Annotated in this window: 22 protein-coding genes and 1 riboswitch; of the genes, 14 read left to right on the plus strand and 8 right to left on the minus strand. The window is 39.8% G+C overall.

The features are described 5' to 3' along the window. The first annotated feature begins 19 nt into the window (after positions 1-19). The 4 genes from BMW38_RS00430 to BMW38_RS00450 all read left to right on the plus strand — a co-directional run bounded on the left by BMW38_RS00430 (position 20) and on the right by BMW38_RS00450 (position 5,897). Positions 20-1,603: a 5-oxoprolinase subunit B/C family protein gene (locus BMW38_RS00430; RefSeq protein ID WP_092705397.1), complete on the plus strand. Its 1,584-nt coding sequence runs from the start codon at positions 20-22 to the stop codon at positions 1,601-1,603. Then, positions 1,603-3,321, plus strand: a complete 1,719-nt coding sequence (locus BMW38_RS00435) for an acetyl/propionyl/methylcrotonyl-CoA carboxylase subunit alpha (RefSeq protein WP_092706068.1) — start codon at positions 1,603-1,605, stop codon at positions 3,319-3,321. The genes BMW38_RS00430 and BMW38_RS00435 overlap by 1 nt, the downstream gene beginning before the upstream one ends. A 414-nt stretch (positions 3,322-3,735) precedes the next feature. Beyond that, on the plus strand, positions 3,736-4,653 hold the full coding sequence (locus BMW38_RS00440; RefSeq protein ID WP_092705398.1) for a hypothetical protein: 918 nt from the start codon (positions 3,736-3,738) through the stop codon (positions 4,651-4,653). A 689-nt stretch (positions 4,654-5,342) separates the two neighbouring features. Beyond that, positions 5,343-5,897, plus strand: a complete 555-nt coding sequence (locus tag BMW38_RS00450) for a TetR/AcrR family transcriptional regulator (RefSeq protein ID WP_092705399.1) — start codon at positions 5,343-5,345, stop codon at positions 5,895-5,897. A 53-nt stretch (positions 5,898-5,950) separates the two neighbouring features. On the opposite strand, the gene BMW38_RS19465 is transcribed toward BMW38_RS00450, so the two are convergent. Continuing rightward, on the minus strand, positions 5,951-6,184 hold the full coding sequence (locus tag BMW38_RS19465) for a hypothetical protein (protein ID WP_005047819.1): 234 nt from the start codon (positions 6,182-6,184) through the stop codon (positions 5,951-5,953). A gap of 361 nt (positions 6,185-6,545) precedes the next feature. Continuing rightward, complete coding sequence (locus tag BMW38_RS00460; RefSeq protein WP_092705400.1) at positions 6,546-6,977, minus strand: SRPBCC family protein; 432 nt, start codon at positions 6,975-6,977, stop codon at positions 6,546-6,548. Between the two features lie 228 nt (positions 6,978-7,205). Here BMW38_RS00460 and BMW38_RS00465 point away from each other — a divergent pair, with 228 nt between their 5' ends. Further along, positions 7,206-8,279: an alpha/beta hydrolase gene (locus BMW38_RS00465; protein ID WP_170834024.1), complete on the plus strand. Its 1,074-nt coding sequence runs from the start codon at positions 7,206-7,208 to the stop codon at positions 8,277-8,279. 32 nt (positions 8,280-8,311) lie between these two features. Here the strand turns inward: BMW38_RS00465 and yddG are convergent, their stop codons facing one another. Further along, positions 8,312-9,238, minus strand: coding sequence for an aromatic amino acid DMT transporter YddG (gene yddG / locus BMW38_RS00470; protein ID WP_092705402.1), 927 nt, complete (start codon positions 9,236-9,238; stop codon positions 8,312-8,314). 203 nt (positions 9,239-9,441) lie between these two features. Between yddG and BMW38_RS00475 the strand changes: the two genes are divergently transcribed. The 4 genes from BMW38_RS00475 to uca all read left to right on the plus strand — a co-directional run bounded on the left by BMW38_RS00475 (position 9,442) and on the right by uca (position 15,818). After that, a complete protein-coding gene (locus BMW38_RS00475) occupies positions 9,442-10,392 on the plus strand; it encodes a 3-hydroxyacyl-CoA dehydrogenase NAD-binding domain-containing protein (protein ID WP_092705403.1) in 951 nt (316 codons plus the stop codon). 284 nt (positions 10,393-10,676) lie between these two features. Further along, positions 10,677-10,772, plus strand: a riboswitch (guanidine-I (ykkC/yxkD leader). A 28-nt stretch (positions 10,773-10,800) separates the two neighbouring features. Then, positions 10,801-11,541: an urea amidolyase associated protein UAAP1 gene (locus BMW38_RS00480; RefSeq protein WP_092705404.1), complete on the plus strand. Its 741-nt coding sequence runs from the start codon at positions 10,801-10,803 to the stop codon at positions 11,539-11,541. 15 nt (positions 11,542-11,556) lie between these two features. Beyond that, entirely contained in the window at positions 11,557-12,210 is a 654-nt protein-coding gene (locus BMW38_RS00485) for an urea amidolyase associated protein UAAP2 (protein WP_017389307.1), read from the plus strand. Positions 12,211-12,212: 2 nt separating this feature from the next. After that, positions 12,213-15,818, plus strand: a complete 3,606-nt coding sequence (uca, locus tag BMW38_RS00490; RefSeq protein ID WP_092705405.1) for an urea carboxylase — start codon at positions 12,213-12,215, stop codon at positions 15,816-15,818. Between the two features lie 40 nt (positions 15,819-15,858). On the opposite strand, the gene BMW38_RS00495 is transcribed toward uca, so the two are convergent. Then, positions 15,859-16,395, minus strand: a complete 537-nt coding sequence (locus BMW38_RS00495) for an NAD(P)H-dependent oxidoreductase (RefSeq protein ID WP_092705406.1) — start codon at positions 16,393-16,395, stop codon at positions 15,859-15,861. A 93-nt stretch (positions 16,396-16,488) separates the two neighbouring features. On the opposite strand from BMW38_RS00495, the gene BMW38_RS00500 reads away from it, so the two are divergent. The 5 genes from BMW38_RS00500 to BMW38_RS00520 all read left to right on the plus strand — a co-directional run bounded on the left by BMW38_RS00500 (position 16,489) and on the right by BMW38_RS00520 (position 20,476). Then, entirely contained in the window at positions 16,489-16,872 is a 384-nt protein-coding gene (locus BMW38_RS00500; RefSeq protein WP_092705407.1) for a winged helix-turn-helix transcriptional regulator, read from the plus strand. Positions 16,873-17,068: 196 nt separating this feature from the next. After that, positions 17,069-17,194, plus strand: coding sequence for a hypothetical protein (locus tag BMW38_RS00505; protein ID WP_005047797.1), 126 nt, complete (start codon positions 17,069-17,071; stop codon positions 17,192-17,194). 4 nt (positions 17,195-17,198) lie between these two features. Beyond that, the gene (locus BMW38_RS00510) at positions 17,199-17,633 is read left to right on the plus strand and encodes a CopG family ribbon-helix-helix protein (RefSeq protein WP_092705408.1); all 435 of its coding nucleotides are present in this window, start codon (positions 17,199-17,201) and stop codon (positions 17,631-17,633) included. Positions 17,634-17,645: 12 nt separating this feature from the next. Then, positions 17,646-19,457, plus strand: coding sequence for an allophanate hydrolase (gene atzF / locus BMW38_RS00515; protein WP_092705409.1), 1,812 nt, complete (start codon positions 17,646-17,648; stop codon positions 19,455-19,457). Then, a complete protein-coding gene (locus BMW38_RS00520; RefSeq protein ID WP_092705410.1) occupies positions 19,454-20,476 on the plus strand; it encodes an ABC transporter substrate-binding protein in 1,023 nt (340 codons plus the stop codon). Before atzF ends, BMW38_RS00520 begins: the two co-directional genes overlap by 4 nt. 50 nt (positions 20,477-20,526) lie before the next feature. On the opposite strand, the gene BMW38_RS00525 is transcribed toward BMW38_RS00520, so the two are convergent. The 4 genes from BMW38_RS00525 to BMW38_RS00540 all read right to left on the minus strand — a co-directional run bounded on the left by BMW38_RS00525 (position 20,527) and on the right by BMW38_RS00540 (position 24,182). Then, positions 20,527-21,408 (minus strand): ABC transporter ATP-binding protein, encoded by an 882-nt coding sequence (locus BMW38_RS00525; protein ID WP_092705411.1) that lies wholly within the window; start codon positions 21,406-21,408, stop codon positions 20,527-20,529. Continuing rightward, complete coding sequence (locus BMW38_RS00530) at positions 21,408-22,352, minus strand: ABC transporter permease (RefSeq protein WP_092705412.1); 945 nt, start codon at positions 22,350-22,352, stop codon at positions 21,408-21,410. The genes BMW38_RS00525 and BMW38_RS00530 overlap by 1 nt, the downstream gene beginning before the upstream one ends. Positions 22,353-22,447: 95 nt before the next feature. Then, positions 22,448-22,849, minus strand: a complete 402-nt coding sequence (locus BMW38_RS00535) for a hypothetical protein (protein ID WP_092705413.1) — start codon at positions 22,847-22,849, stop codon at positions 22,448-22,450. Next, positions 22,842-24,182, minus strand: a complete 1,341-nt coding sequence (locus tag BMW38_RS00540; protein ID WP_092705414.1) for an MFS transporter — start codon at positions 24,180-24,182, stop codon at positions 22,842-22,844. Before BMW38_RS00540 ends, BMW38_RS00535 begins: the two co-directional genes overlap by 8 nt. Between the last annotated feature and the right edge of the window lie 67 nt (positions 24,183-24,249).

Genomic DNA, 24,249 nt, shown 5'->3' on the forward strand with positions numbered 1-24,249 from the left:
GAATTAAAAGGATAAGCAAATGCGTTTTTTATCGGTAAACGCCGATTGTTTTCTGATTGAGCTTGCAAGCCTCGAAGAAACATTGGCGTTATACAATAAATTGCAAAATACGCAATTGAATGGAATTAAAGACTTAGTCCCTGCTGCAAAAACAATTTTGGTTTTTTTTAACGAGATCGAAACCAATTTTAAAACGCTGGTTGCTTCAATTCAGAGCCTTAAGATTGATTCAGGGTTTGAGCGTAGCGGACAAGAAGTAATTGTACCGATTCGTTACGACGGTGAAGACCTTGCTCAGGTTGCAAAGTTGCAAGGATTATCTGTTGCCGATGTGATTAGAAAACATCATGAAAGCGTTTGGAATGTGGCTTTTATTGGTTTTGCGCCGGGCTTTGCTTATATGAGCAGTCCCGATAAGCCATTTACCGATATTCCACGCTTAACGGTTCCACGTAAAAAAATACCGTCAGGCTCTTTGGGCTTGGCTGGAAAATACTCTGGTATTTATCCAAAAGACAGTCCGGGTGGCTGGCAGCTTATTGGTACTACATCAGAAAAAATGTGGGATTTAGAGCGTAAAAATCCGGCACTACTTTTACCGGGCATGACCGTATATTTTGAAGATGTCACGCATCGCCCAACGACCGTGAATGTACCGAAGCAAATTACGCGTACGGTTGAGCCTAAGCAATCTACGCCACTGTTTAAGATCACTGCACCAAGTTTACAGATGCTCATTCAAGACGAAGGGCGTTTAAACCAGACCAATATTGGCGTTGGTGTTGCAGGTGCAATGGATGTTTCGGCCATGCATAGTGCCAACCGTATTGTGGGTAACCCAACTAACACACCCGTCATTGAAGTTTTAAATGGCGGCCTAAAAGCCAAAATGCAGCATGCAGGCGTTATTGCAGTGGCTGGGGCTATTTCAAACATTCGAGTGAAATTTGCTGATGGTCAAACCGTAGACTTTGAAAGCTATCAACCGATTGATCTGGATGAAGGTGATGAATTTCAAATTCAGCCACCCACAGCAGGCTTAAGAAACTATTTGGCAGTGCGTGGTGGCATAGACGTTGAACCTGTTTTAAATAGTGCTTCGTTTGACAGTTTGGCAGTGTTAGGGCCAGAGCCTTTAAAGCTTGGAGATACCATTTACCAAGGGCAAATTAAAGCCGCCAACATTAGCGTAAATAAAGTGGGTAAGTTCGATTTACCAAAAGCTGGCGAGTTGGTTGAACTAGACATTGTGATGGGACCACGCACAGATTGGTTTGAGCAAGACAGTATTGAACTGCTCTGTCAGCAAGAATGGCTTGTGACCAACGAAAGCAACCGCGTTGGGTTAAGACTTTCAGGTGAGCAGCCTTTAACTCGCAAAATTACCCATGAACTGGAAAGTGAAGGCACATGCATTGGTGCTTTGCAGATTCCACCGAGTGGTCAGCCTGTTTTGTTTATGAATGATCACCCTTTAACGGGCGGATATCCAGTCATTGGCGCTGTTGCTAAACACCATTGGGATTTGGTGGCGCAGATACCAGCAGGTTGCCATATCAAATTTAAAAAAATTGCCGAATTTACAGATTTTGAGAATGAATGATGAATACAGAAAAATTATTGATTGCTAACCGTGGTGAAATTGCCGTTCGTATTATTCATGCTTGCCGTGACATGGGAATTTCATCGGTCGCGTTATATGCAGATGACGATATTGGCAGCATGCATGTCGAACTTGCAGACGAAGCATGGGGCTTGGCTGGTGCAACCGCAAGCGAAACCTATTTAAATATTCCAGCCATTATCGAAGTTGCCAAAAAATCGAAAGCGACCATGGTGCATCCGGGTTACGGCTTTTTATCTGAGCGTGCCGAATTTGCCCAAGCTGTGATTGATGCTGGTTTAAAATGGGTAGGGCCATCACCAAGTGCCATTGAAAAACTAGGCGATAAAATCGAAGCGCGTAAAATTGCCGCTTCGGTAGGTGCGCCGTTAGTTCAAGGCACGCAAGACCCACTTAATAATGCAGATGAAGCTTTAGGTTTTGCCAAACAATTTGGTTTACCCATTGCCATTAAAGCTGCGTTTGGTGGCGGTGGCCGTGGCTTAAAAGTCGCTTGGAAACTCGAAGAGGTTAAAGAGCTTTATGAGTCGGCAGTACGTGAAGCAAAAGCTGCCTTTGGCCGTGGTGAATGTTTTGTTGAGCAATATTTAGATAAACCGCGTCATGTAGAAGCACAAGTGATTGCCGACCAGCATGGCAACATTGTCGTGCTTGGTACACGTGATTGTTCATTGCAACGCCGTAACCAAAAGTTAGTCGAAGAAGCGCCAGCACCGTTTATTAGTGATGAGATTTACCAGCAAATTTTAATCTCGGCAAAAGACATTTGTCAGGCAGCAAACTACGTTGGCGCGGGTACAGTTGAATACTTACTGAGTCGTGACGGCAAGCTTTCATTTTTAGAAGTAAACACCCGTTTGCAAGTCGAGCACCCAGTTACCGAAGAGACGTCAAAAGTCGATTTGGTAGTTGAGCAAATTCGTGTTGCGCAGGGCCAAGCGCTTTCTATTAAAGAAACACCAAAAGCCCAAGGCCATGCGATTGAGTTTCGTATTAATGCCGAAGACCCAGCACGTGGTTTCATTCCGGCCTTTGGTGTGTTGAGTTTATTTGAAGCGCCGTTTGGTAACGGTGTACGAGTCGACACAGGTGTTCGCACTGGCTCTTTAGTGTCTAGTCATTTTGATTCACTCATGGCAAAACTGATTGTGACTGGCCCAACTCGTGAAGTTGCAATTGCCCGAGCTAAACGTGCTTTGAAGCAATTTAAAATAGAAGGCGTGGCATCAGTTTTAGACTTTCACCGTGCAGTACTCAATGAACCTGACTTTACCGATGAGTTTAATGTCCACACCCGTTGGATCGAAAATGACTTTAAACAAGAATTAAAGCCAACTAAACGTGGTATTCCAAACCATCAACAACCAATGCTACTCAGCTATATTGAAATTGATGGCAAGTTACACCGTTTAGGTTTACCTGCGGGGATGTTTGCACAAGGCCCAGCCACCGCAGTTCAAGCGCAAACAGCCGAGCCAGAAGTAAGTGCTGAGCATTTACTAGCTCCGATTAATGGTGTGATTAGCGCTTGGAAAGTTGAAAATGGTGAGCAAGTCACCGAAGGCCAAGTGGTTGCCATTATGGAAGCCATGAAAATGGAAGTGCAGGTACTGGCACACCGTAGTGGTGTTATTCAGATTGAGGCAGAGAAGGGTGCGACCTGCCATGCAGAAACTGTGATTGGTAGCATTAATTAAGATTTGAACATGTGATTTGGCCTGATTGAGCGTTGGTTCAGTTGGGCTTAATCTATTTTAGCCATTGAGCTATTTGGAGTGAATGTTGCCACTTACGCCATTATTACCTGTTTATTGGCAGCGTTATTTTCTGGGGATTGTGGGTTGTATCGCCGTAAGAAGTTGATGGATTAGTGAGTGGTTTATTGGGTGGATTACTTGATTCTTGCTTAGTTAGCTCTAGTTAAAATTAATTTGAAGATTAAAGCTGAAAATAATCTCAAAAGAAGCTTAAAGTACTTTTAATGTTAAGTAGAAAAAATAAGGTTAAGTTTATTTAGTTATAGACAAGATAGATTATTTAAATAACCTTAATAGTAACAAATAACAGCTCAATATATTACACTGGGATAGATTCCTGGGGGGAGCTTATTTGTGCAGTCACTATTACTAATATTTGGATATTTTTTTGTTTGGTGTATTTATATTCTAGCTTTGTTATTGCCTTACTATGTTGCTTATTCAATCATAGAACCTCATAGTTTTATGGGGACAGTGGGAGTTTTTGTTTTAGGCTCAGTTATTGCTCCTTTAATTGTTATGGCAGCTATAACAGTTCTAGGAACAATTGGTCTAAGTTTTGATGCGTTAAAGAATAAATTTTCAAAATCGAATTCTTATGAGAAAAATTTAAAAACTGTTTATACAGAACCTGAAAAAAGAAAAGGTAAATCACTTATTTATTTTTTAATTTTAATTATTTTTATATGTGTAGGAATTATAATTTATTTATTGAATTCTCCCAAAAGCTATGTTGAGCAACCAGCCTACAGTGAAGCTGATAGTGTATATCAAGATGAGAATAAATTTAACAATCCTATAAATAATATTGATTATCAAGCTGAGAGTAGTGCCTCCTATACGAAGGATAGTGATATTTTATCTGAAGAAGAGCAACCGAAAGTATTAGAGGAGGAGTTAAATGAAAGTAATTCGACAAATCTTAGCTCACCTAATTTAACAACTTTAGGACCTTCACACTTAAAATTAGATATCCATTTCATTGATGAAAAAGGAATCTCTTTTAATATGGATTTTAAAAATACTAATAGACCTGAATTAAATACTTCTGGAACTTGTACTTATACTAAAAATCCCTTAGAAGGAGAAACTAGATACTCCAAACTTATAGAGAAGGAGTTGTCAGTATATGCTTTATATGAGTGTGATAATGGAAGAACAATAGAGGTTTCTAAGTTTAATGAATTAGATCAAGACCACTTAATAATGACCTTAAGTTTGACGAGTAATTCCAATAGAGTTTTTTATAGTGGTGAAATGGTTGAACCATAAAAAATTTAATTTTATATACTCAAAAGACGTTATAAAAATATTTATCTAAAGTTAAGAGGGTTAGAGTAAGTTAAATTTCAGTGATCTTTGACTTAACCAATTTTAATTATTTAACTACCCAACTGCTCTACTTTAATACAAATGTCAATTCCTACGCTTGACGCCAACAAAAGTGAATACTATCCTTTGCGTGCTGGCCTACATTGCCAGTTGGTTTTAGCAGACCATCAGCCAAAGTACACGAAAAAGTCTAACTTTTTTGTGGAAATCCCTGTGTGCCCCCTTTACGGTGGAACGGAAGGGGGACACCCTCGGGTGTGCTGGATTCTTTGGCTCCAGTCTGCTAACCCTCTTTCGTTTCACCACCATTATTTAGCAGTAATGCGGTGAAACTTCTTTTATAGCCAAAGGAGTCCGCTATGCGTACTAATTCTTCTCAATTTTTGGCCTTTGCCAAACTCTCTCTATTCATACCGCTTGAACAGTCTTTAAAACGGTTTAATCGACTCTAGGTTTTCTACGCCTTAAGAATCGTTACGATTCAAAAATCATAGCAACAATAAAACCAGAGATAGCTTAGGGCACATTTTTGTGCTGCTTATTCATGCCTGTTTTTTAACACTCATTTTAAGAGTGACGGCATTTCTATCTCTTTTAGATACAACAAAAAATTATTTTAAGCGGTATACATGAAAAATTTAGAATCTTCATTTAGAGCGCTGCGCGTGCTTCACGCAGCAAAAGATTTATTTAATCAAGATGGCTTTCATAAGGTCGGTGTCGACCGAATTATTGCAGAAGCCAAAATTCCCAAAGCTACTTTCTATAACGACTTTCACTCAAAAGCCCGACTCATCGAGATGTGTCTGACTTTTCAAAAAGATGCGCTCAAAGTAAAAGTATTTTCCATTCTTAATTCATATAAAGAGCAAATGGTGCTAGATAAACTTAAGCAGATTTACCTTTTACATGCCGACTTAAATGGTTTTTATCATTTGCCCTTTAAAGCCATTTTTGAAATTGAAAAGCTCTACCCAAAGGCTTATCAGGTTGTAACGGAATATAGAACTTGGCTAATCAACGAAATTTATAAACTGCTTTTAACCGTCAAAACTACGGCTTCAATGAAAGACGCCCACATGTTTTTGTTTGTGATTGATGGGGCAATGGTTCAACTTTTAAGTAAAAACAGTGTAGATGAGCGAGACAAGTTACTAGATTATTTTTTAATAATGCTGTCTTAGCGATAAACCCAAACACATTTTAAAAGTAAAAAGCCCGTAATTGGGCTTTTTATTTATTCGAGCTCTAGTTGATCGTCATCTTTTGTGACTTTGATTTTCAACTTTTTATATTTACGCTTGTTTGGATCTAAAGCAGAGTTTGTTACTTCATCAGCAAATTTTGGATTCTGCATGAGTTTGGCATAGGCTCTGTAACCTATACGAATTCTGGTAGGTGGACAATCTGTTCTTTTGGAATAATATTCAATAAGCGAATTTAATTCCTTTAACAAACTCTGATGTTCCATTGTATTGCTTATTTTCTATTAATTAGTAAGTTATTTTCAGCATACTAAACTTTAGAAAATTTCTAAAGATGTGGTTGATATACATCATTTTTAATAAGTGTTAATTTAATTGCATTTGTTTTATTAAGAGTGAATTAATTTGCATTTTATTTGGTATTTCTGATTTCTTTTTAATCAAACAGTCATAACCAAGGTGTAAATTAATGTTAGAAAAAGAAAATAGATAGAAGATTGCCACGAACAATAACTATTTAAGCAATTTTCTCACACTGTGGTATTAAGCTGACTTTAACGAGTCGGCTTTTGTTTTTGTGGCTAAATAAAAAGCCCTTAATTGGGCTTTTTATTTGATATGTCTCAATTAAAACTTAAGTTTTTTAAGTCCACGGCTTACGCCATTTTCTAAAGCTGCTTTAATGATAGGGCCAATAAAAGGCACTCGACCTTTAAAGCTAATGGTGTAATCCAAACGAGTACGGTTGTTTCCCAAATCAATAAACTTCATCACACCACGGTGACCTTTAATTGGGCTAATGCCGCTGGTAATCGCATATTCGATGAGTTCATTTTCTTTGTAGATTAAATTAGTTTCAACAAATGAAGGTGTAAATGGAATAGACATTTTACGAGCAGAGCCAACACCATTACGAGCGTCTTTTCCGTTGCTAATGCGAGTCACTTTAGCTGGAGCGAAAAGTTTGCTTAGGTTTTCATGCTCACTCAAGGTTGCAAAGACCTTGTCTACGGGTGCATCAAATTCTTGTACGATGTTGATTTTTTGAGTTTTTAACATCTTATTCCCTCTGAAAATAATTTTGACATGGGTGATTGTCAGAATTTGGATATTAGCACGCTTTGGGCAATGGGGGAATTCTAATCCGTCGGAGTTTTGAGTCTTTAGCAATCAGAGCCTGAATTTATCAATTGACCTAAATAGTAAAACATCTGTTTTAACCTAACATGGTAATTAAAATTTAAACGCCTAATATCTATGCTTGGGATAAGAACGAGTACAACAAAAATGAATGCTGTTCAGCCAACAAAGCCCGCAGGTATTATACGGTATTTAATAAGTAAACTGAGTGTAATAGGCCTCGTAGTCTGTGTCACAAGTGCATCTGCCGCTAAAGAAATAAAATCAGGAGATTCGGCAATGGGTTATCAAAATCAAGCTGCTTGGCAACAAATTGAACAATTTCTTCCTCAAGAATTTCATATTCCTAAAGACCAGTTACCAAAAGAAGAATGGTGGGCTTGGAATGGTAATAACATCCATTTAGATACTTATCGAAATCCAAATGCAAAAATTAAAGTGATTTTATTTCATGGTGTGGGTACGAATGGTCGACAAATGTCGATGATTTTAGGTAAACCATTGGCTGATCGGGGATATGAAACAATTGCAGTCGATATGCCGGGATATGGTGTCACTCAAGTTAGTAAAGGCAAGGTTATTAGCTATAACGATTGGGTGCAGGCTGGTAGTGATTTAATTGATATTGAAATAGCAAAAGATAGTCGTCCGGTTGTGCTTTATGGTTTAAGTGCAGGTGGAATGCTGACGTATCATGTTGCGGCAAAGAATAAAAAAGTGAAAGCAATTGTTGGAATGACTTTTCTTGACACAAGTAGCCAGAAGGTTACAGACACTGTAGCAAGTAACTTATTTATGAGTCGAGTAGGGACGCCAATTGCGCATTTGACTGCAAAAACACCTCTGGCCTCAATGCGGATTCCAATGAGCTGGACAAGTAAAATGAGTACTTTGGTGAACAATAAAGAGGCTTTAAAGGCTTTTATGAAAGATAAAACCTCGGCTGGTAACTCGGTTTCACTCACATTTTTAGACTCATATATACATTACAAACCTGAAGTGATGCCTGAAGAGTTTAATGTGTGCCCAGTCTTGTTAACTCAACCAGAAAAAGACCGTTGGACTCCACTTGATTTAAGTACACCATTTCTTAGCCGTATTCAGAAGGTACCTGTAAAAACCGTAATATTGGAAAATGCAGGGCATTACCCATTAGAGCAACCGGGTTTATCTCAAATGGTTGATGCTATTGATAGCTTTTACAGTATTACGGTGAAATAACGAGTAATTGTGACCCGTTTTAATTCTGCTCGTTACGGGTTTTTATTTCTTAATTTTTTAAAGAAAGGTTGAATCACAGACCAGTTGGTTGAAACCCAGCAAATAAAAGAACCAGTCGTAACCATGGCTGTACCTTGCCAAAAGCTTAAGGGTAATTGAGTTTGTAAAACAAACATTGCCAAAATAGAAGAAATAATAGGGGTGAAATACGAGGCCACTACAAGCATGGTAATGTTTCCATGAATGATGCCAATGTTCCATGCCGCATAGCCAAAGCCAATTGCAGCAGATGCAACTAAAAGGGTGATTACAGTTGGAATGTCCATCGAGGGAATGGCGAATTGCCCAGAGACAAGCAGCTTGAACCATAGTGTGAGTGCGACACAAACAAAGAAAATAGAGATCGGGTTTTGCCCATTACTCATTTTTTTGGTGAGTACACAGTAAAAAGCCCAAATAATGGCACCTACAAATGCCAAAATATAGCTCAGAGGGTTGCTATGAAAATTATCGACAATGCTACTTAGACTAAAATCACCGCTTCCAGTTTGAATAAAAATAATGCCGGAAATTGAAATAAGTAAGCCGAGAATAATAAGAAAATTAAACTTTAATTCCTTAAAAATAACAAAGGCCAAAACCGTTAAACTCGGCCACAGATAGTTAACAATGCTAACTTCAATTGCTTGTTGAGGGCTTTGAGAGTAAGCAATCGCAAAAGAAAAACACAGCTCGTAAGCAACGAACAGGATTGTGCCCAATATTAAATATTTTTTGGAAATTTGCTTAAAGTCTGGAACTTTGAAAATGGCAAGCAACAGTAGCGCACTTAAAGAATAAATAAGCGTAACACCTAGCTCAGGTCCAATGGCGGCACTGACTTGTTTCATTAAGCCCACCATAGATGCCCACATGAGAATGGCGCTTAGACCAATCAATGTTGCTAGATTTTTTGACATAAAGTTCAGTAAATAACGGTTAAAAAGGGTAAAAGATTAAGCTGTGCTGGCGAAAGGAATAAATTTTCAAGATAGGGAATATAGGACAAATTATATAAAATATAAACAATTAAATTTATTGATTGGTTGAATCTGCTATGTTTATTTAAGCATAAAATTGGGTAAAGAAATTTCGAGTAAAACAACATTGTGACGAGGAAAATATGGAAGTTATTAAAACGGTTGGTGTGGTAGGTGCAGGTGTAATTGGAGCAAGTTGGACCGCCTTATTTTTATATAAAGGATTTAAAGTTAAGGTTTACGACCCGTATCCTATAGATGAAGCGATTTTTAAAAAAAGAATATCTGCAAATTTAAATGATTTATTGGCTTTGGATGGAAACTCTGAGTATAGCCATGCTCTACAAGATGTATTACTTAATTTGGAAATTTCTAATCACTTAAAAGATGCAGTTTCAGAAGCTGATTTTATTCAAGAAAATGCCCCTGAACGTCTGGATGTAAAACAAAAGCTGTACCAAGAAATCACCTCATATTGCCCTGAACACACCATTATTGCTTCAAGTTCGTCGGGCTTAAAAGTGTCTGATTTTCAAAAAGAGGCCCAACATCCTGAACGTATTTTACTAGGCCATCCTTTTAATCCGCCTCATCTTTTACCTTTGGTTGAGATTGTTGGTGGTACTTTGACGTCTCCACAAGTTTTGAAGCAGGCTTCCGAGTTCTATAAACAATTAGGCAAGAACCCAATTGTTTTAAATAAAGAAGTCAAAGGGCATGTAGCAAACCGCTTGCAGGCTGCGCTATGGCGAGAAGCCTTTTCACTGGTTGAAAAAGGCGTGTGCTCTGCCGAAGATGTTGACGTCGCGATTACCAGTGGACCGGGTTTAAGATGGGCGCTATTTGGTCCCTACATTAATATGCAGCTTGCAAACCAAAAGGGCTTTAAAGAGGCGATCCATCATTTAGGTCCACCGATGACAGAATGGTGGAACGATATGCAAGCATTTCAACATTCAGAAGAAACAACGGACTTGTTAGAAACACAAACCAACCAGCTGTTAACACAATATGAAGATATCGATTTATACCAAACCAGAGATAAAGGATTGGTGGATATCTTAAAGCTCAGACAGCAACTCAAGTTAGATTAAGCCTAATCTTTACGACAGAGCCAATCATTTTACTGTAGAGATGATTGGCTTTTTGTTAGATCAATAAGAAAAACATTCCTAATTAAAATTGCTGTGCATTCATTAATTGTTACTCAAATCTCTATAGAGGCAATTACTGCGGTATTGATGCTTTGAAATGCACAATTTTTAGTGCAGCTTTTTACTTTGTATTTTAAATCGCACTCAAATTGCCCAAGTTTAGTATTACTTTTAACCAAAAACGTAATACTAAGCTGGCATGTCCTTTGCATAGTCATAAACAATCAAAAGTGATCTAGGGTTCCGATACTTCATGTATGACTGGACCGAGAGTTCACGGTTCCTAGCGAACTACACGGAGGGATAAAAGCCCGGGAGGAAGTCTAAAACTATCCGACAGGAGTAGCTATGAACACTACAACTTATCATAACAATCAGGCAATTTGGACCGAACTTTTACCCGGTGGACATCACTGGTCGGGTCGTATTCAAAAGGGAACCATTCTTAGATTTAAATCACTTGGCGCGCAAGCAAACGTTTCTTTGTTTTGTGTAAATGCTGCCGATGTGCTTGAACGCTTTAACATGCCTGACAGTTTAAAAGGGCAACACACAGCCTATTTAAAAGCTTCCAATGTGCTCTATTCAGACCTTGGTCGTGTCATGGCTTCAATTGTTCATGATGATCATGGTTGGAACGATGCACTCTGTGGGCCAAGCCGACCAGAACAAATTGAAAAGCAATTTGGAACGCGTACATTTCAAGATGCCCGCAATGATATGTACCAAAACGGCTTAGACAGCCTACTCATTGAAATGTGTAAATATGGGCTTGCAAGCCAAGACCTCAGTGCCGCCGTTAATCTATTTTCTAAAGTTGCGGCAGATGAAAGCGGGGCTTTGTCTTACGTAAATTCTGATAACACCGATCAAACCATTGAGCTGCGTTTTGAAATGGACTGTCTGCTATTTTTATCTGCTGCACCGCATGGTTTAGACACCAGCTCAAGCTATCAACCTGCCGATATTCAACTCAGTTTATTTAAAGCCAATTCCTTAACAGATAGCGATATTTGTCGTGATGCATGTTCGCAAAATCAGCGTGCGTTTCAAAACACAGCCCGCTACTACGCACTTAGCAATATTTAAATCAGGAGAAGCATCATGACAGTTTTACAATCATTTGAAAAAGCAGTTTTAAATGAAGTTTGTCCTGCGGGTGAAGCGTGGATGTGTGAGGTTAAAAAGGGCCAATATTTTCGAATTATTGATCTTGAGGGAAACCAAGCGGTCGATACTTTGTTTATGAGTGCCGAAAATCCAACTGAGCGTTATAGCGCAATGGATACTTTGGCCATCAACCAACACATTTATTTAGAAAAGGGCACCAAGCTCTACAGTAACTTGGGTCGCCCAATTGCGGTTATTCATGATGATAACTGTGGCCGTCATGACACCATTGGTGGTGCTTGTTCATGTGAAAGTAATACAGTTCGCTATGCACATGAAACTTACCCAATGCATAGTTGCCGCAACAATTTTATGTATGCCTTGGCAAAACACCCAATTGCAAAAAAGCATGGCTTAAATGTCCGTCATATTGGTCCAAACATTAACTTTTTTATGAATGTGCCTGTTACACCAGACGGGCAGCTTAAATTTGATGATGGAATTTCAGGACCGGGTAAATATGTCGAAGTTCGGGCAGAAATGGATTTAATTGTTTTAATTTCAAATTGTCCGCAGCTCAATAACCCATGTAATGCCTATAACCCAACCAAAATTCAGTTGGTTGTCCGCGAAGCGGAAGGGGTGTAAGCATGTTTAAAAAAGTTCTGATTGCCAACCGTGGTGCAATTGCCTGTCGTGTGATTCGCACCCTAAAAAAACTCGGTATTGCTTCGGTTGCTGTTTATTCGGAAGCCGACCGTGATTCTTTACACGTGACTTTGGCCGATGAAGCTTTCCTGATTGGCTCTGCGCCTGCGCATCAAAGTTATTTAAATATTGAAAAAATCCTTGAGGTTGCTAAACAGTCGGGGGCAGAAGCCATCCACCCTGGTTATGGTTTTTTGTCTGAAAATGCCGAGTTTTGTGATTTGTGTGAAAGCCAAGGCATTGCGTTTATTGGGCCAACTTCAAGCCAAATGCTCGATTTTGGTTTAAAGCATACGGCACGTGAACTCGCTATTAAAAGCAATGTGCCTTTACTTCCGGGTAGTTCACTCCTTGCAGACGAAGCTGAAGCTTTGACAGAAGCAGACCGTATTGGTTATCCGGTCATGCTTAAAAGTACCGCGGGCGGCGGTGGTATTGGCATGCGTTTGGTCTGGAATGAAACCGAATTAAAAGATGCCTATCAAACCGTGTCATATTTAGCACAGGTCAATTTTAAAGATGCGGGATTGTATTTAGAGAAATTTGTACAGCATGCGCGCCATATTGAAGTTCAAATTTTTGGTGATGGGCAAGGGGAAGTTTTAGCGTTGGGTGAGCGTGATTGTTCGGTACAACGTCGTAATCAGAAAGTGATTGAAGAAACACCTGCGCCACACTTAAATGAACAGCAACGCGACTACCTTCAAAAAGTTGCTATTCAACTCATGCAGTCGGTGAATTACCGCTCGGCAGGCACAGTTGAGTTTGTCATGGACACTGAAACTCAAGAATTTTACTTCTTAGAGGTCAACACACGTTTGCAAGTTGAGCACGGCGTGACCGAGCAAGTGTTTGGTGTCGATTTAGTCGAGTGGATGGTCACTTTGGCAAGTGGTGACTGGTCAGCACCGACTGAACAGTTAGAGCCAATAGGACATTCGATTCAGGTTCGTCTTTATGCTGAAGACCCGATTAAACAGTTCCAGCCGAGTGCGGGTTTACTCACTCATGTGAAATTTGACCCGAAAGCACGTGTTGAAACATGGGTAGAAACAGGTTCAACGGTGTCGTCTTTTTATGACCCGATGATTGCCAAAATCATTGTGACTGCTGTAACACGGGACCAAGCCATACAGGCAATGAGTATTAGTCTTGCCAACACGCAAGTCGCAGGGATTGAAACCAATCTGGAATATTTACAAAACATTATTGCTTGCGATGTGTTTGCTTTAGGTACTCAAACCACCCGATTTTTAAATACGTTTGAATGGAAAACTCAAAAAATTGAGGTGTTGCAGTCTGGTATTCAAACCGCCATTCAGGATGTAACAGGCCGATTAGGTTATTGGGATGTCGGTGTACCGCCATCGGGTGCGATCGACCCACTCAGTTTAACTGTGGCAAACCAACTGTTAGCCAATGAACCAAATACCGCAGGGCTTGAATGTACTTTGCAAGGTCCAACCTTAAAATTTCACTGCGACAGCCAAATCGTGATTACAGGCGGTGATATGCCTTCGCAACTTGATGGTGAATTGGTGCCAATGTGGCAAACCATCAATGTTAAAAAAGGCCAGATTTTAAAATGTGGACTTATTCGCTCAGGTTGCCGTAGCTATATAGGCGTTAAAGGTGGTTTCGATGTTCCTGACTATTTAGGGTCACAGGCGACTTTTACTTTGGGTCAGTTTGGTGGGCATGCGGGACGTAATTTATTAATTGGCGATATGTTGCCGATTACTGAATATTCAACTCAATCGACTACCGCTTTAGCTCAAGCACAAATTCCTAGCTTTACCCAAAACTGGGAAATTGCCGTGATGTATGGGCCACATGGTGCGCCAGACTTTTTCACTAAACAAGATATTGATACCTTCTTTGCCAATGAGTTTGAAATTCACTATAACTCAAGCCGTACAGGCATTCGTTTAATTGGACCAAAACCTGAATGGGCGCGCGAAGATGGCGGCGAGGCAGGCTTACATCCTTCCAATATTCACGACAATGCTTATGCCATTGGGGCAATTGATTTTACTGGCGATATGCCAATTATTTTGGGTCCAGATGGTCCGAGCTTAGGCGGTTTTGTATGCCCCGCGGTAGTTATTCATTCCGAGCTTTGGAAAATCGGGCAGCTTAAAGCAGGTGATAAGGTCAAATTTGTACCTGTGAGTTATGCACAAGCAAAAGCACTCGATCAAAAATATCATCAAAGCTTAACCGCGGCTGATACAACTTTGGTTGATTTTAATCCAATCATTCAAGCAGAACCCGATACTCTAAAAGATGCAGTTTTGGCAATTTTAGAAGGTGAAGCTGACTTACCAAGCGTGACCTATAGACCAGCAGGGAATAGCTATTTGTTGGTGGAATACGGTGAGTTAGTACTCGATCTAAATTTACGCTTCCGTATTCATGCACTCATGCAATGGGTCGAAAATCAGAATATTCAGGGCATTATTGACCTAACACCGGGCATCCGTTCACTACAAATTCATTTTGATTCAATCCAGCTCGATCAACTTGAGCTTTTACACAAACTTCAACAAGCAGAAGCCGAGTTACCCGACATTCAAAATATGCAGGTGCCTTCACGTACTGTCTATTTGCCTTTGGCTTGGGAAGATTCACAAACTCAACTCGCAACCGAGCGCTATACACAAATTGTTCGTCCAGATGCGCCTTGGTGCCCAGATAACGTCGAGTTTATTCGCCGTATTAATGGTTTAGCTTCAAAGCAAGCGGTTAAAGATGTGGTTTACAGTGCGAATTATTTGGTGATGGGTTTAGGCGATGTGTATTTAGGTGCACCAGTTGCGACACCACTCGACCCACGTCAGCGTTTAGTCACCACAAAATATAACCCTGCGCGAACTTGGACACCTGAAAATGCTGTGGGCATTGGCGGTGCTTATATGTGTGTATATGGTATGGAAGGGCCGGGTGGCTACCAGTTTGTTGGCCGTACCACCCAAATGTGGAGCCGTTACCGTAAAAATGCCGACTTCGAAGATGGCAAACCGTGGTTATTACGCTTTTTTGACCAAGTTAAGTTTTATGAAGTCTCTGAAACAGAACTTCTGCAAATGCGCGAAGACTTTAAGGCGGGCCGTCTACAACTTCGCATTGAAGATGGCGTGCTCAATTTAAAAGAATACAACGAGTTTTTAAAAATACATCAAGACAGCATTCAAGCCTTTAAAGACATGCAACAAGCCAATTTTGAGGCTGAACGCCGCCGTTGGCATGAAGCAGGTTTGCAAGAATATATATCTGAAAGTCTAGATGCAGTTGATGAAGGCGAAACCGTAGTTATTCCTGAAGGGGGCTGTGCAGTCGAATCACACATGCCAGGCTCAATCTGGAAAATCGAATGCGCGTCGGGAGATATTGTTGAAGAAGGTGCAACCCTTGCGGTAATTGAGGCAATGAAAATTGAAATCCCGATTATTGCGCCTGAACGCATGAAGGTAGAAACCATTACCATTGAAAAAGGGCAAACCGTAAAAACGGGACAAGTACTCTTTACCTTGGCACCTGTCGCTTAAACCCAAAAGAGAGCATCTATATCGATGCTCTCTTTTTATCTTATACTTCAGATAAATGCTTTAATACTTTATGACCATGTTCAATTGCTTCTAATTTAATTTTCGACTCTGGATTACCTGATAAAGGCGAAACGTCATAAAGCAAGTAAGTGGCGCTTAACTGCATTTGCGTATATTGAATTGAATATTGAACTGCTTTCAAAAAGCTATCAATTAAGTTTTCTCGGTCGTTCACCATATCGGCTTCTTTTTGCCCGACTGTCATACTAATGATGACTTTTTTATCTTTTAATTTATCGCCTTGAGAGCCATAGGCAAACTGATAAGTAAAGACTTCATCAAACCATAATTTCAAAATCGCCGGCATATTAAACCAGAACATTGGGTATTGCAGAATGATCGTGTCGTGGCGTAACAAGGCTTCTTGTTCAGCACTTACATCAATTTGATAGTCTGGATAAAGCTGGAAAATATCTCGGACTTCTAGATCTGGATAGGTTTTAACAAGCTCCTCTACAATTGCTTTATTTGCAATTGATTGAGCGTAGTAGGGATGAGCCAAAATAAGTAAAGCCATGAGAGTACCTTTTAACTATAAAAATCATAGTCACTATAATTTTTATAGTATTGGCGTACAATAACTATCAAAGTTGATAGGTAGCGTTTAAAAATGGCAAATACTGAAAATACATGTGAAGTTACGGTAAATGGAAAAACTTATCCATGTCATATCAGTATGGCTATGGACTTAGTTGGTGGAAAATGGAAATGCGTTATTTTGTATTATTTAAAAGATGGGTCGAAACGCTTTAATGAAATCAAGCAACTCATTCCTACAATTACTGAAATGACATTAAGCCTTCAACTCAAGCAATTAGAGCAAAGTGGCTTAATATCTAGAACTGTATATGGTGAAAAAGCACCGATCAAAGTTGTCTATGAAATGACAGATTTTGGAAAAACTTTTAGACCAGTTCTAGATTCTTTATATGTATGGGCGCATAGTTTGATTAATCTATCTGAAGAGTCAAAATCAAAACTCAATTTATTGTGATTTAATTAATATATAAGATTGGTTTTATTGTTCACATAAATTAGCCCCATCCCTGTGCATGGGGCTTTTTTGCCCAAAAATCACTCATAAATACCCACCAAAACTATCAAACCGCGCTTAAAAACTGGCACATTTTCTGCATCTCTTATCAGTAATACAAAAACTGAATTTGGTAATACCAAGCTAGAGGTGCGATATGAACGATGTAAAACCCGTGGTTCAACCAAAGCAAACTTTAAAAGCCTTTTTAGTCGAATTGCTCAGCGTTCGTGCAGGCGTATATATCAAACAAAACAATTATCCGACTAAAACAAAAGGATAAGACTGTGGCAAAACAAAAGTTAGCTCGAATCAGTATTACCGTGCCTGAAACGACACTCAACGCACTCGATCAGAAAATTGTCGAGCAGAGCTATGAAAGTCGCTCGCAAGCCATTGTTGACATGATTAATAAACACTTAATTGCAGAGCAAGCACAGGCCAATGAAGTCATGGTAGGCACCTTGACGCTACTTTATGACGCCAGTCAAATGACCCTGCGCAATCAATTGGTTGATTTACAACAACAGTTTTTAACACAAGTAATTAGTTCACTTCATATCCAGCTTGACCAACAAAAGATATTGCAAGTCATGTTAATGCAGGGCTCGAGTTCTGAACTCAGGCAGATTAGCCAGCAATTTATTGTGCTGAAAGGGGTGATTAAAGGGCATTTAGAACTGATGGATGCCGTGATGCCACCTATACAGCAAAATGACTAAATGAGGAGTAGCGTGTTGAAAAATTTATGGACAATCCAAGACTGGAAAACAGCATATCAAACTGGACAAATCCATATTGAAAGTCTGATTGCTTATGTTGCAGAAATTAAAAATGATGACCATGCATGGATTGAAATTGCATCGAACGAGCAGATTCAATCGCAAATTGATGTTTTAAAAGACCAGAATATTGCTGACTTACCTCTGTACGGTGTGCCGTTTGCAGTTAAAGATAATATTGATGTTGCGGGTTTTCACACCACTGCTGCTTGTGAGGATGTTCAATATTTAGCTAAGAAAGACGCTGCCGTAGTTGCCATGCTGAAAAAAGCAGGGGCAATTGTGGTGGGCAAAACCAATCTCGATCAGTTTGCTACTGGACTGGTTGGCGTTCGTTCTCCCTATGGTGCAGTAAAAAATAGTTTTAACCCTGAATATATCAGCGGTGGTTCAAGCTCAGGCTCTTCGGTGGTGGTTGCCAACGGCATTGTGCCTTTTAGTTTGGGTACCGACACGGCAGGGTCAGGCCGTGTACCTGCGGGCCATAACAATATTGTAGGCCTAAAACCGACAAAGGGCTGGTTCTCTACCACAGGTTTAATTCCTGCATGTCGGACCATTGATGTCATTTCCATTTTTGCACTGCATATTGATGACGCTTGGACAGTCGCCAACTTAATGCAGGGATATGATGAGGCAGATGAATATTCACGAGCGCATCCAGCCAATGTACCAACTCAGTTTTCTAAACGAAAAATTGCCATTCCTGCTCAGCTTGAATTTTATGGTGATCTTGAATCTGAAAAAGCCTTTTTAGTTGCAGTCGAGCGCGTAAAAAAGCTGGATTATGAAGTTGAGAATATTGATTTCAGCTCTTTTAATGAGCTTGCCGCTGCACTTTATAATGATGCATGGGTAGCGGAAAGAACGGTCGCCGTTGAACGCATGACAACACGTGACAAAGCACATCCGGTTATTGCCCAGATTATTGCGCAGGCAGATCGCTTCAAAGCAACAGATGCACTTCAAGCAGAATATAACCGTGCGGTATTAGCGCGAAGAATTAATTTGGTATTAGAGCCTTTTGATGCCTTAATGGTTCCAACCGCACCAACTATTTATACCATTGCCGAAGTTGAAGCCGATCCGTTAACTAAAAATGCGCACATGGGGGCCTATACCAACTTTGTAAATTTTGCTGATCTTTCGGCTTTGGCTTTACCTAATGTACTCCGTGAGGACGGCTTACCAAGTGGAGTAACCTTTATTGCACCAGCTTGGCAGGATCAGGCACTGGCAAATTTTGCGCAGCTCTGGCAAACCGAAACATTACTAAGCTTGGGTAAATCAACTCAACACTATCAAAAAAGTCTAGAGATCCAGTCCAACCATTCAGTGCAGCTTGCAGTTGTGGGAGCTCACTTAACAGGTATGCCCCTTAATTTTCAGCTGACTAGCCGTAATGCTACTTTGCTCAAGAAAACTCAGACTGCAGATACCTATAAGCTCTTTGCTTTAAAAAATACCACACCACCAAAACCCGGCCTGCAATGCGATGCAGCAGGTACTTCCATTGAAGTTGAAGTGTGGGATGTTCCTTTAGCAAATTTTGGAGCGATTGTGGCTGAAGTACCTGCACCACTTGGCATTGGCAACCTCAAATTAAAAGATGGAACATGGGTCAAAGGCTTTATTTGCGAAGCTTATGCCATTCACGATGCAACCGATATTAGCCATTTTGGAGGCTGGCGAGCCTATATACAGTCACTCAATCAAACCGCTCAAAGTGTTGTTAGTAAAAATGTTGGGGAAGTTTCTATATGATGAAAAAAGCGTTTTTATCCGTATCTATTTTATCGGCAGTTGTATTGGGTGGGTGTGACAATACAGCTAAAGTGCCCGAGGCTAAACAAGACTCTCAGGCAGCCACAAATACAAAACCAATTACCATTGGCTATAGCGATTGGCCGGGCTGGGTGGCTTGGCAAGTAGCCATTGAAAAAGGTTGGTTAAAAGAAGCAGGGTTAAATGTAGAGTTTAAATGGTTTGATTATTCGGCTTCGCTTTCAGCTTTTTCGGCAAATCAGCTCGATGCTGTTTTGGTCACCAATGGCGATAATTTGGTAACCGCTTCGGGTGGCACTCAAGGCATGATGATCATGGCAACGGATTATTCCGCGGGTAATGATGTCATTATTGCAAAAGAGGGCATTAACACCATTCAAGACTTAAAAGGAAAATCAATCGGCGTCGAAAAAGGCTTGGTTGACCATCTTTTACTGGCAACAGCTTTAACCGACCATAACATTAAAGCGAATGAGGTGAAGCTAGTAAATTCAGCGACTAACCAATTACCTCAAGTGTTTAATAGCCCAGATATTTCTGCCATCGCAGTCTGGCAACCTGTTGCAGGTCAGGCCTTAAAAGCCGTAGCGGGTTCTAAAATTATCTATACGTCTAAGGACAAGCCGGGTTTAATTTATGACACTCTGACTGTCAATATGAGCCATTTAACTGCTCATCAAGAAGAATGGAAAAAAATCATTCAGGTGTGGGACAAAACAGTTAAATATATTAATGACCCTGCAACCCATGCCGATGCAGTTAAAATCATGGCAAACCGTTCAGGGGTTGACCCGAAACAATATGAGTTGATGGTCAGTGGAACGCATCTATTAGATATCAATGCCAATAAAAAAGTATTTGCTAAATCTGAAGGGTTTGACTCAATTTATGGCTCTACTTATCACGTCAATAAATTCAACGTTGAAAATGGTATTTATAAAACTGAACAAAATGTAGATGGGCTGATTTACCCAACACTGGTAGAACAACTTAAATAAGCCAAATAAATAAAAAGCCCAAGTTCAACTTGGGCTTTTTAATATCTTTATTATTTCTCTGTGCTGACCTGAGTCATACGCGGTATTTTTGGTAAATCTTGTAAAGCTGGGTCAAGTTCATCTTCGTCAGCATGTACCAAATAATCAACCCGTGAGCGGAGCTGTTTAAACTCAGGTGTACTCATTAAGTCCAGTGAGCGTGGACGTGGTAAATTAACTTCAATAATTTCCTTAATTTCACCTGGGTTGGCTTTGAGTGCCACAATTCGGTCTGCCAGTAAAATGGCTTCATCCATGTCATGAGTCACAAAAATAATGGTGATATCAATGTTTTGCCATAAATCCATTAAATGCTTTTGCATTTTTTGACGTGTGTGCGGGTCGAGCGCACCAAAAGGTTCATCCATCAGTAAAATTTTAGGTTGATTAACCAGTGCTCTAGCAATCGCAACGCGTTGTTTCATGCCGCCAGAAAGTTGATGTGGATACTGATTTTCATATTTTTCTAAACCAATAATATTGATCCATTCACGGGCTTGCGCCTCTGCTGTCATTTGACTAGCGCCGCGCATTTGCGGACCAAACATCACGTTTTCTTTTACAGTTTTCCAAGGGAAAAGGGTATAACCCTGAAACACCAGGCCGCGTTCAGGACATGGGCCAGTAATGCATTCGCCGTCTACTAAAACTTCTCCGCTATGGTATGGGTCTAAACCTGCAATGACACGGCTCAGCGTCGATTTACCACAACCAGAAGGACCAATCACACAAATAAATTCTCTTTTATGAATTTTCAAATTGAGTTTATTTAAAACCGTACGTTCTGTTTGACCATGTTTAAATACTTGGCTGAGCTGTTTGGCTTCTAAAATAACAGGGCGTTCATAAATTTTTTGAAAGTATTCATGCGCGTTAAATGTTGAATCATTCATTATTTTGCTCCTACTTTCCAAGTGAACATCCGCTCACCTAACTTCATTAATGCCCAATCACATACCAGACCAATCACCCCAATAATCAAAATAGCCGCATAGACATTGTCAAAGTTTTGATAGCGCGCCTGTTGAGTAATAAACCACGTAATACCAGAGGTTGTACCAATCAATTCTGAAACAATTAAATAGGTCCATGCCCAGCCCAATAACACCCGTAAGTCACGATAAATATCGGGTAAGGCAGCGGGGATCACCACATGGAATAAACTTTTGAGTTTGTTGGTACCAAGGGTATAACCAGCTTCAATTAAGCTTCGATCTACCATTCGGGTGGTATTGGCGATAATTAAAATTTGCTGAAAAAGCGTACCAATCACAATAATTGCAATTTTAGGGGCATCATTAATTCCTAAAATTGCCACTGCAAGTGCGCCAAAAGCTGGTGCAGGCAAGTAACGGAAAAACTCGACAAACGGCTCTGTTAACAGTGAAATGCGCTTAGAAAAACCACACAAAATACCCAGTGGAATCCCAATAAGCGAAGAGATAAAAAAGGCGGAAAACACCAGTTTAATACTGTGCCATAAACTTTGATGAAACCACGGTGAATCAGGTTGTTCGGGTGGTGTGGTAAAGGCGGTGACCAAAGCCTGAGCGACTTCATGAGGAGCGGGTAAATAAATCGGATTAACTAAAATACCTTGTGGTGGTGCAGAATTTCGATTGACTGCATTTTGTGCTTCGAGATAGAACACATTTTTATCAACACGACTTCCTACTTGTAAGTAAGAAACACTTCCCGAACTCGTGATTTGTACTTGAGGATGCCAAACAAAAGGTAAGTAACTGATTGCGCACCAAAGACATATTGGAATAACGAAAGAACAAATACTGAGAATCAGCTTGTTCTTTCGCGTAAATTCCTTTGCAACATAACCCATATCGAGAGCTCCCCATTTTGATCAGTATTACGATTTTCATAAAACGTAATATTATTAAGCAAAATAAGTGCCATCTTTAAGGTGCTCTAGATGAGTTAAGAAGGTGAGGGAACTAAAGTTTCATGTAAATAAACCCAATAACATTTTTCGCCTTCTACTTTAATGCAGGCTGTGGAAGTACGTACTGTCTCGGTTTCATTGGTTTGTTGATGTTCCTGATATTGCACCCAACAATAATTTTCAAATTCGTATAAAGCTGTGCTTTTAAGTATGGTGATTCTTAAAGAAGGTTTGTTGCCGATATTTTGGCTAAATAAACTATTCACTTCAGTTAAACCAATGCTCTGACCTTGAACCGTGACCATCTTAAAATTTTGATCGAAACTATCTAAAAGCGGGTTAAGACTCTGTTCTGCATTTTGGCCTGTAAATACATTTTCGATCAAAACGTGTAGGTCAATCACGCTTTGAATGGCCTGATTCATTTGGTTAGACATGTGTTTTCTCCTTTAAAATGGGAATGAGTGAAAGTAAGCAGAGGACTGCTGCAATTAAAAAAGTATGTTGATAACGAATGAGATCGCTTGAGCCAGACATCAAGTTATATATCGAAATGAGAATAACAGTACCGACACTAAATGAAACTTGTCGATTAATATTCCAGAGCACACTGCCTTGTAATAAATCTTGCTCAGTAAAATCAATTAACGAGCTAATTTGGGCAGTATTGGCGCTTAAGCCGCCTCCCATACCTATCACTAAATAGGCGAATACTAAAAAGCTTATGGGGCTAGTGTTTGAAATAAAAAATAAAAGAAAGATTCCAAGGCTATGAAGGGTAATGCCAATAATAAGTAAATATTTCTTTCCTAAGCGTTGATAGAGTAGGCCACCGCTGATCATTGCCACCAGCGCACCTGCTGCATAGAGCAACATGAATGAGCCAGTTTGTTTTGCGCTAAAGCCAAGGTTAACCTGTAAATTAAAAATATTGAGTAAATTAACGCCTGTAAAAATACCGGGAACAGCGTAATAGACAATAAATGCATTGCGTAAATTTTTATTTTTTAATAACTGAAGGTTAAGAACAGGATGATCGATTTTTTTCGAATGTTGAATGTAAAAAATAAGCATTCCCACCGAAATTAGAAAACTGCTTACAGCCAACGTGAGATTCTGATAATCACCATAGAATGAAAATGAGAGTAACAAACATAACAGGCTTATATTAAAAACAACCAAGCCTTTTATGTCTGGTCTTTCACTCGACACATTCTCTGTTTTTTTTACCCATATCCACGCTAGAAATGAGGCAAGTAAAGAAAATGGAAGATTAGAAAAAAATACCCAACGCCAATTCAATGAATCAATAATTACACCACCAAGGGCGGGTGAAAAAGCTGGAGCAATTAAGGCAATTGCCATAATCATTGTAGAAATGCGTTGGCGTTCTTGATTGGGAAATAAGGCATATACGAGTGCTTGGCCTACGGGAATTAATAAACCTCCAGCTATACCTTGAATAAAACGCCAAAAAATTAAGCTATAAATCGATTCACTAAAGCCAGTAAAACAAATGCTTATAGAAAATAACAGCATCGAATAACACAATAACTTTTGGTTCCCAAGCTTGGTGGCTAACCATAAACTCATGGGCATGATTAAAATGAGGCCGAGAATATAGGCATTTGTTACCCAAGCGACCATGAATTGGCTGACTGAAAATGATGATGCAATATTAGGTAAAGCAATTGCTGACATAAAAATGTTAATGCAATCAATAAAGAACCCAAGTAAAAACACCGTTGCTATTTTATATCGATAAGACATACCTACCTCCGTGCAGGCAGGGTAAGATTCAGCTCTTTTATTGTCGATGCAGCCGAAGTAAAATCAT

It is taken from the genome of Acinetobacter sp. yr461 (assembly GCF_900110445.1).
Classification (GTDB): Bacteria; Pseudomonadota; Gammaproteobacteria; order Pseudomonadales; family Moraxellaceae; genus Acinetobacter; species Acinetobacter calcoaceticus.

What these genes read in the sequence shown, in the direction of transcription:
- BMW38_RS19465 (WP_005047819.1), bottom strand. Translation starts at nt 6,184, where the DNA reads ATGGAACATCAGAGTTTGTTAAAGGAATTAAATTCGCTTATTGAATAT.
- BMW38_RS00505 (WP_005047797.1), top strand. Translation starts at nt 17,069, where the DNA reads ATGAACGATGTAAAACCCGTGGTTCAACCAAAGCAAACTTTAAAAGCC.
- uca (WP_092705405.1), top strand. Translation starts at nt 12,213, where the DNA reads ATGTTTAAAAAAGTTCTGATTGCCAACCGTGGTGCAATTGCCTGTCGT.
- BMW38_RS00540 (WP_092705414.1), bottom strand. Translation starts at nt 24,182, where the DNA reads ATGTCTTATCGATATAAAATAGCAACGGTGTTTTTACTTGGGTTCTTT.
- BMW38_RS00460 (WP_092705400.1), bottom strand. Translation starts at nt 6,977, where the DNA reads ATGTTAAAAACTCAAAAAATCAACATCGTACAAGAATTTGATGCACCC.
- BMW38_RS00485 (WP_017389307.1), top strand. Translation starts at nt 11,557, where the DNA reads ATGACAGTTTTACAATCATTTGAAAAAGCAGTTTTAAATGAAGTTTGT.
- BMW38_RS00535 (WP_092705413.1), bottom strand. Translation starts at nt 22,849, where the DNA reads ATGTCTAACCAAATGAATCAGGCCATTCAAAGCGTGATTGACCTACAC.
- BMW38_RS00465 (WP_170834024.1), top strand. Translation starts at nt 7,206, where the DNA reads ATGAATGCTGTTCAGCCAACAAAGCCCGCAGGTATTATACGGTATTTA.
- BMW38_RS00480 (WP_092705404.1), top strand. Translation starts at nt 10,801, where the DNA reads ATGAACACTACAACTTATCATAACAATCAGGCAATTTGGACCGAACTT.
- BMW38_RS00520 (WP_092705410.1), top strand. Translation starts at nt 19,454, where the DNA reads ATGATGAAAAAAGCGTTTTTATCCGTATCTATTTTATCGGCAGTTGTA.
- BMW38_RS00530 (WP_092705412.1), bottom strand. Translation starts at nt 22,352, where the DNA reads ATGGGTTATGTTGCAAAGGAATTTACGCGAAAGAACAAGCTGATTCTC.
- BMW38_RS00495 (WP_092705406.1), bottom strand. Translation starts at nt 16,395, where the DNA reads ATGGCTTTACTTATTTTGGCTCATCCCTACTACGCTCAATCAATTGCA.
- BMW38_RS00500 (WP_092705407.1), top strand. Translation starts at nt 16,489, where the DNA reads ATGGCAAATACTGAAAATACATGTGAAGTTACGGTAAATGGAAAAACT.
- yddG (WP_092705402.1), bottom strand. Translation starts at nt 9,238, where the DNA reads ATGTCAAAAAATCTAGCAACATTGATTGGTCTAAGCGCCATTCTCATG.
- BMW38_RS00450 (WP_092705399.1), top strand. Translation starts at nt 5,343, where the DNA reads ATGAAAAATTTAGAATCTTCATTTAGAGCGCTGCGCGTGCTTCACGCA.
- BMW38_RS00430 (WP_092705397.1), top strand. Translation starts at nt 20, where the DNA reads ATGCGTTTTTTATCGGTAAACGCCGATTGTTTTCTGATTGAGCTTGCA.
- BMW38_RS00525 (WP_092705411.1), bottom strand. Translation starts at nt 21,408, where the DNA reads ATGAATGATTCAACATTTAACGCGCATGAATACTTTCAAAAAATTTAT.
- BMW38_RS00475 (WP_092705403.1), top strand. Translation starts at nt 9,442, where the DNA reads ATGGAAGTTATTAAAACGGTTGGTGTGGTAGGTGCAGGTGTAATTGGA.
- BMW38_RS00435 (WP_092706068.1), top strand. Translation starts at nt 1,603, where the DNA reads ATGAATACAGAAAAATTATTGATTGCTAACCGTGGTGAAATTGCCGTT.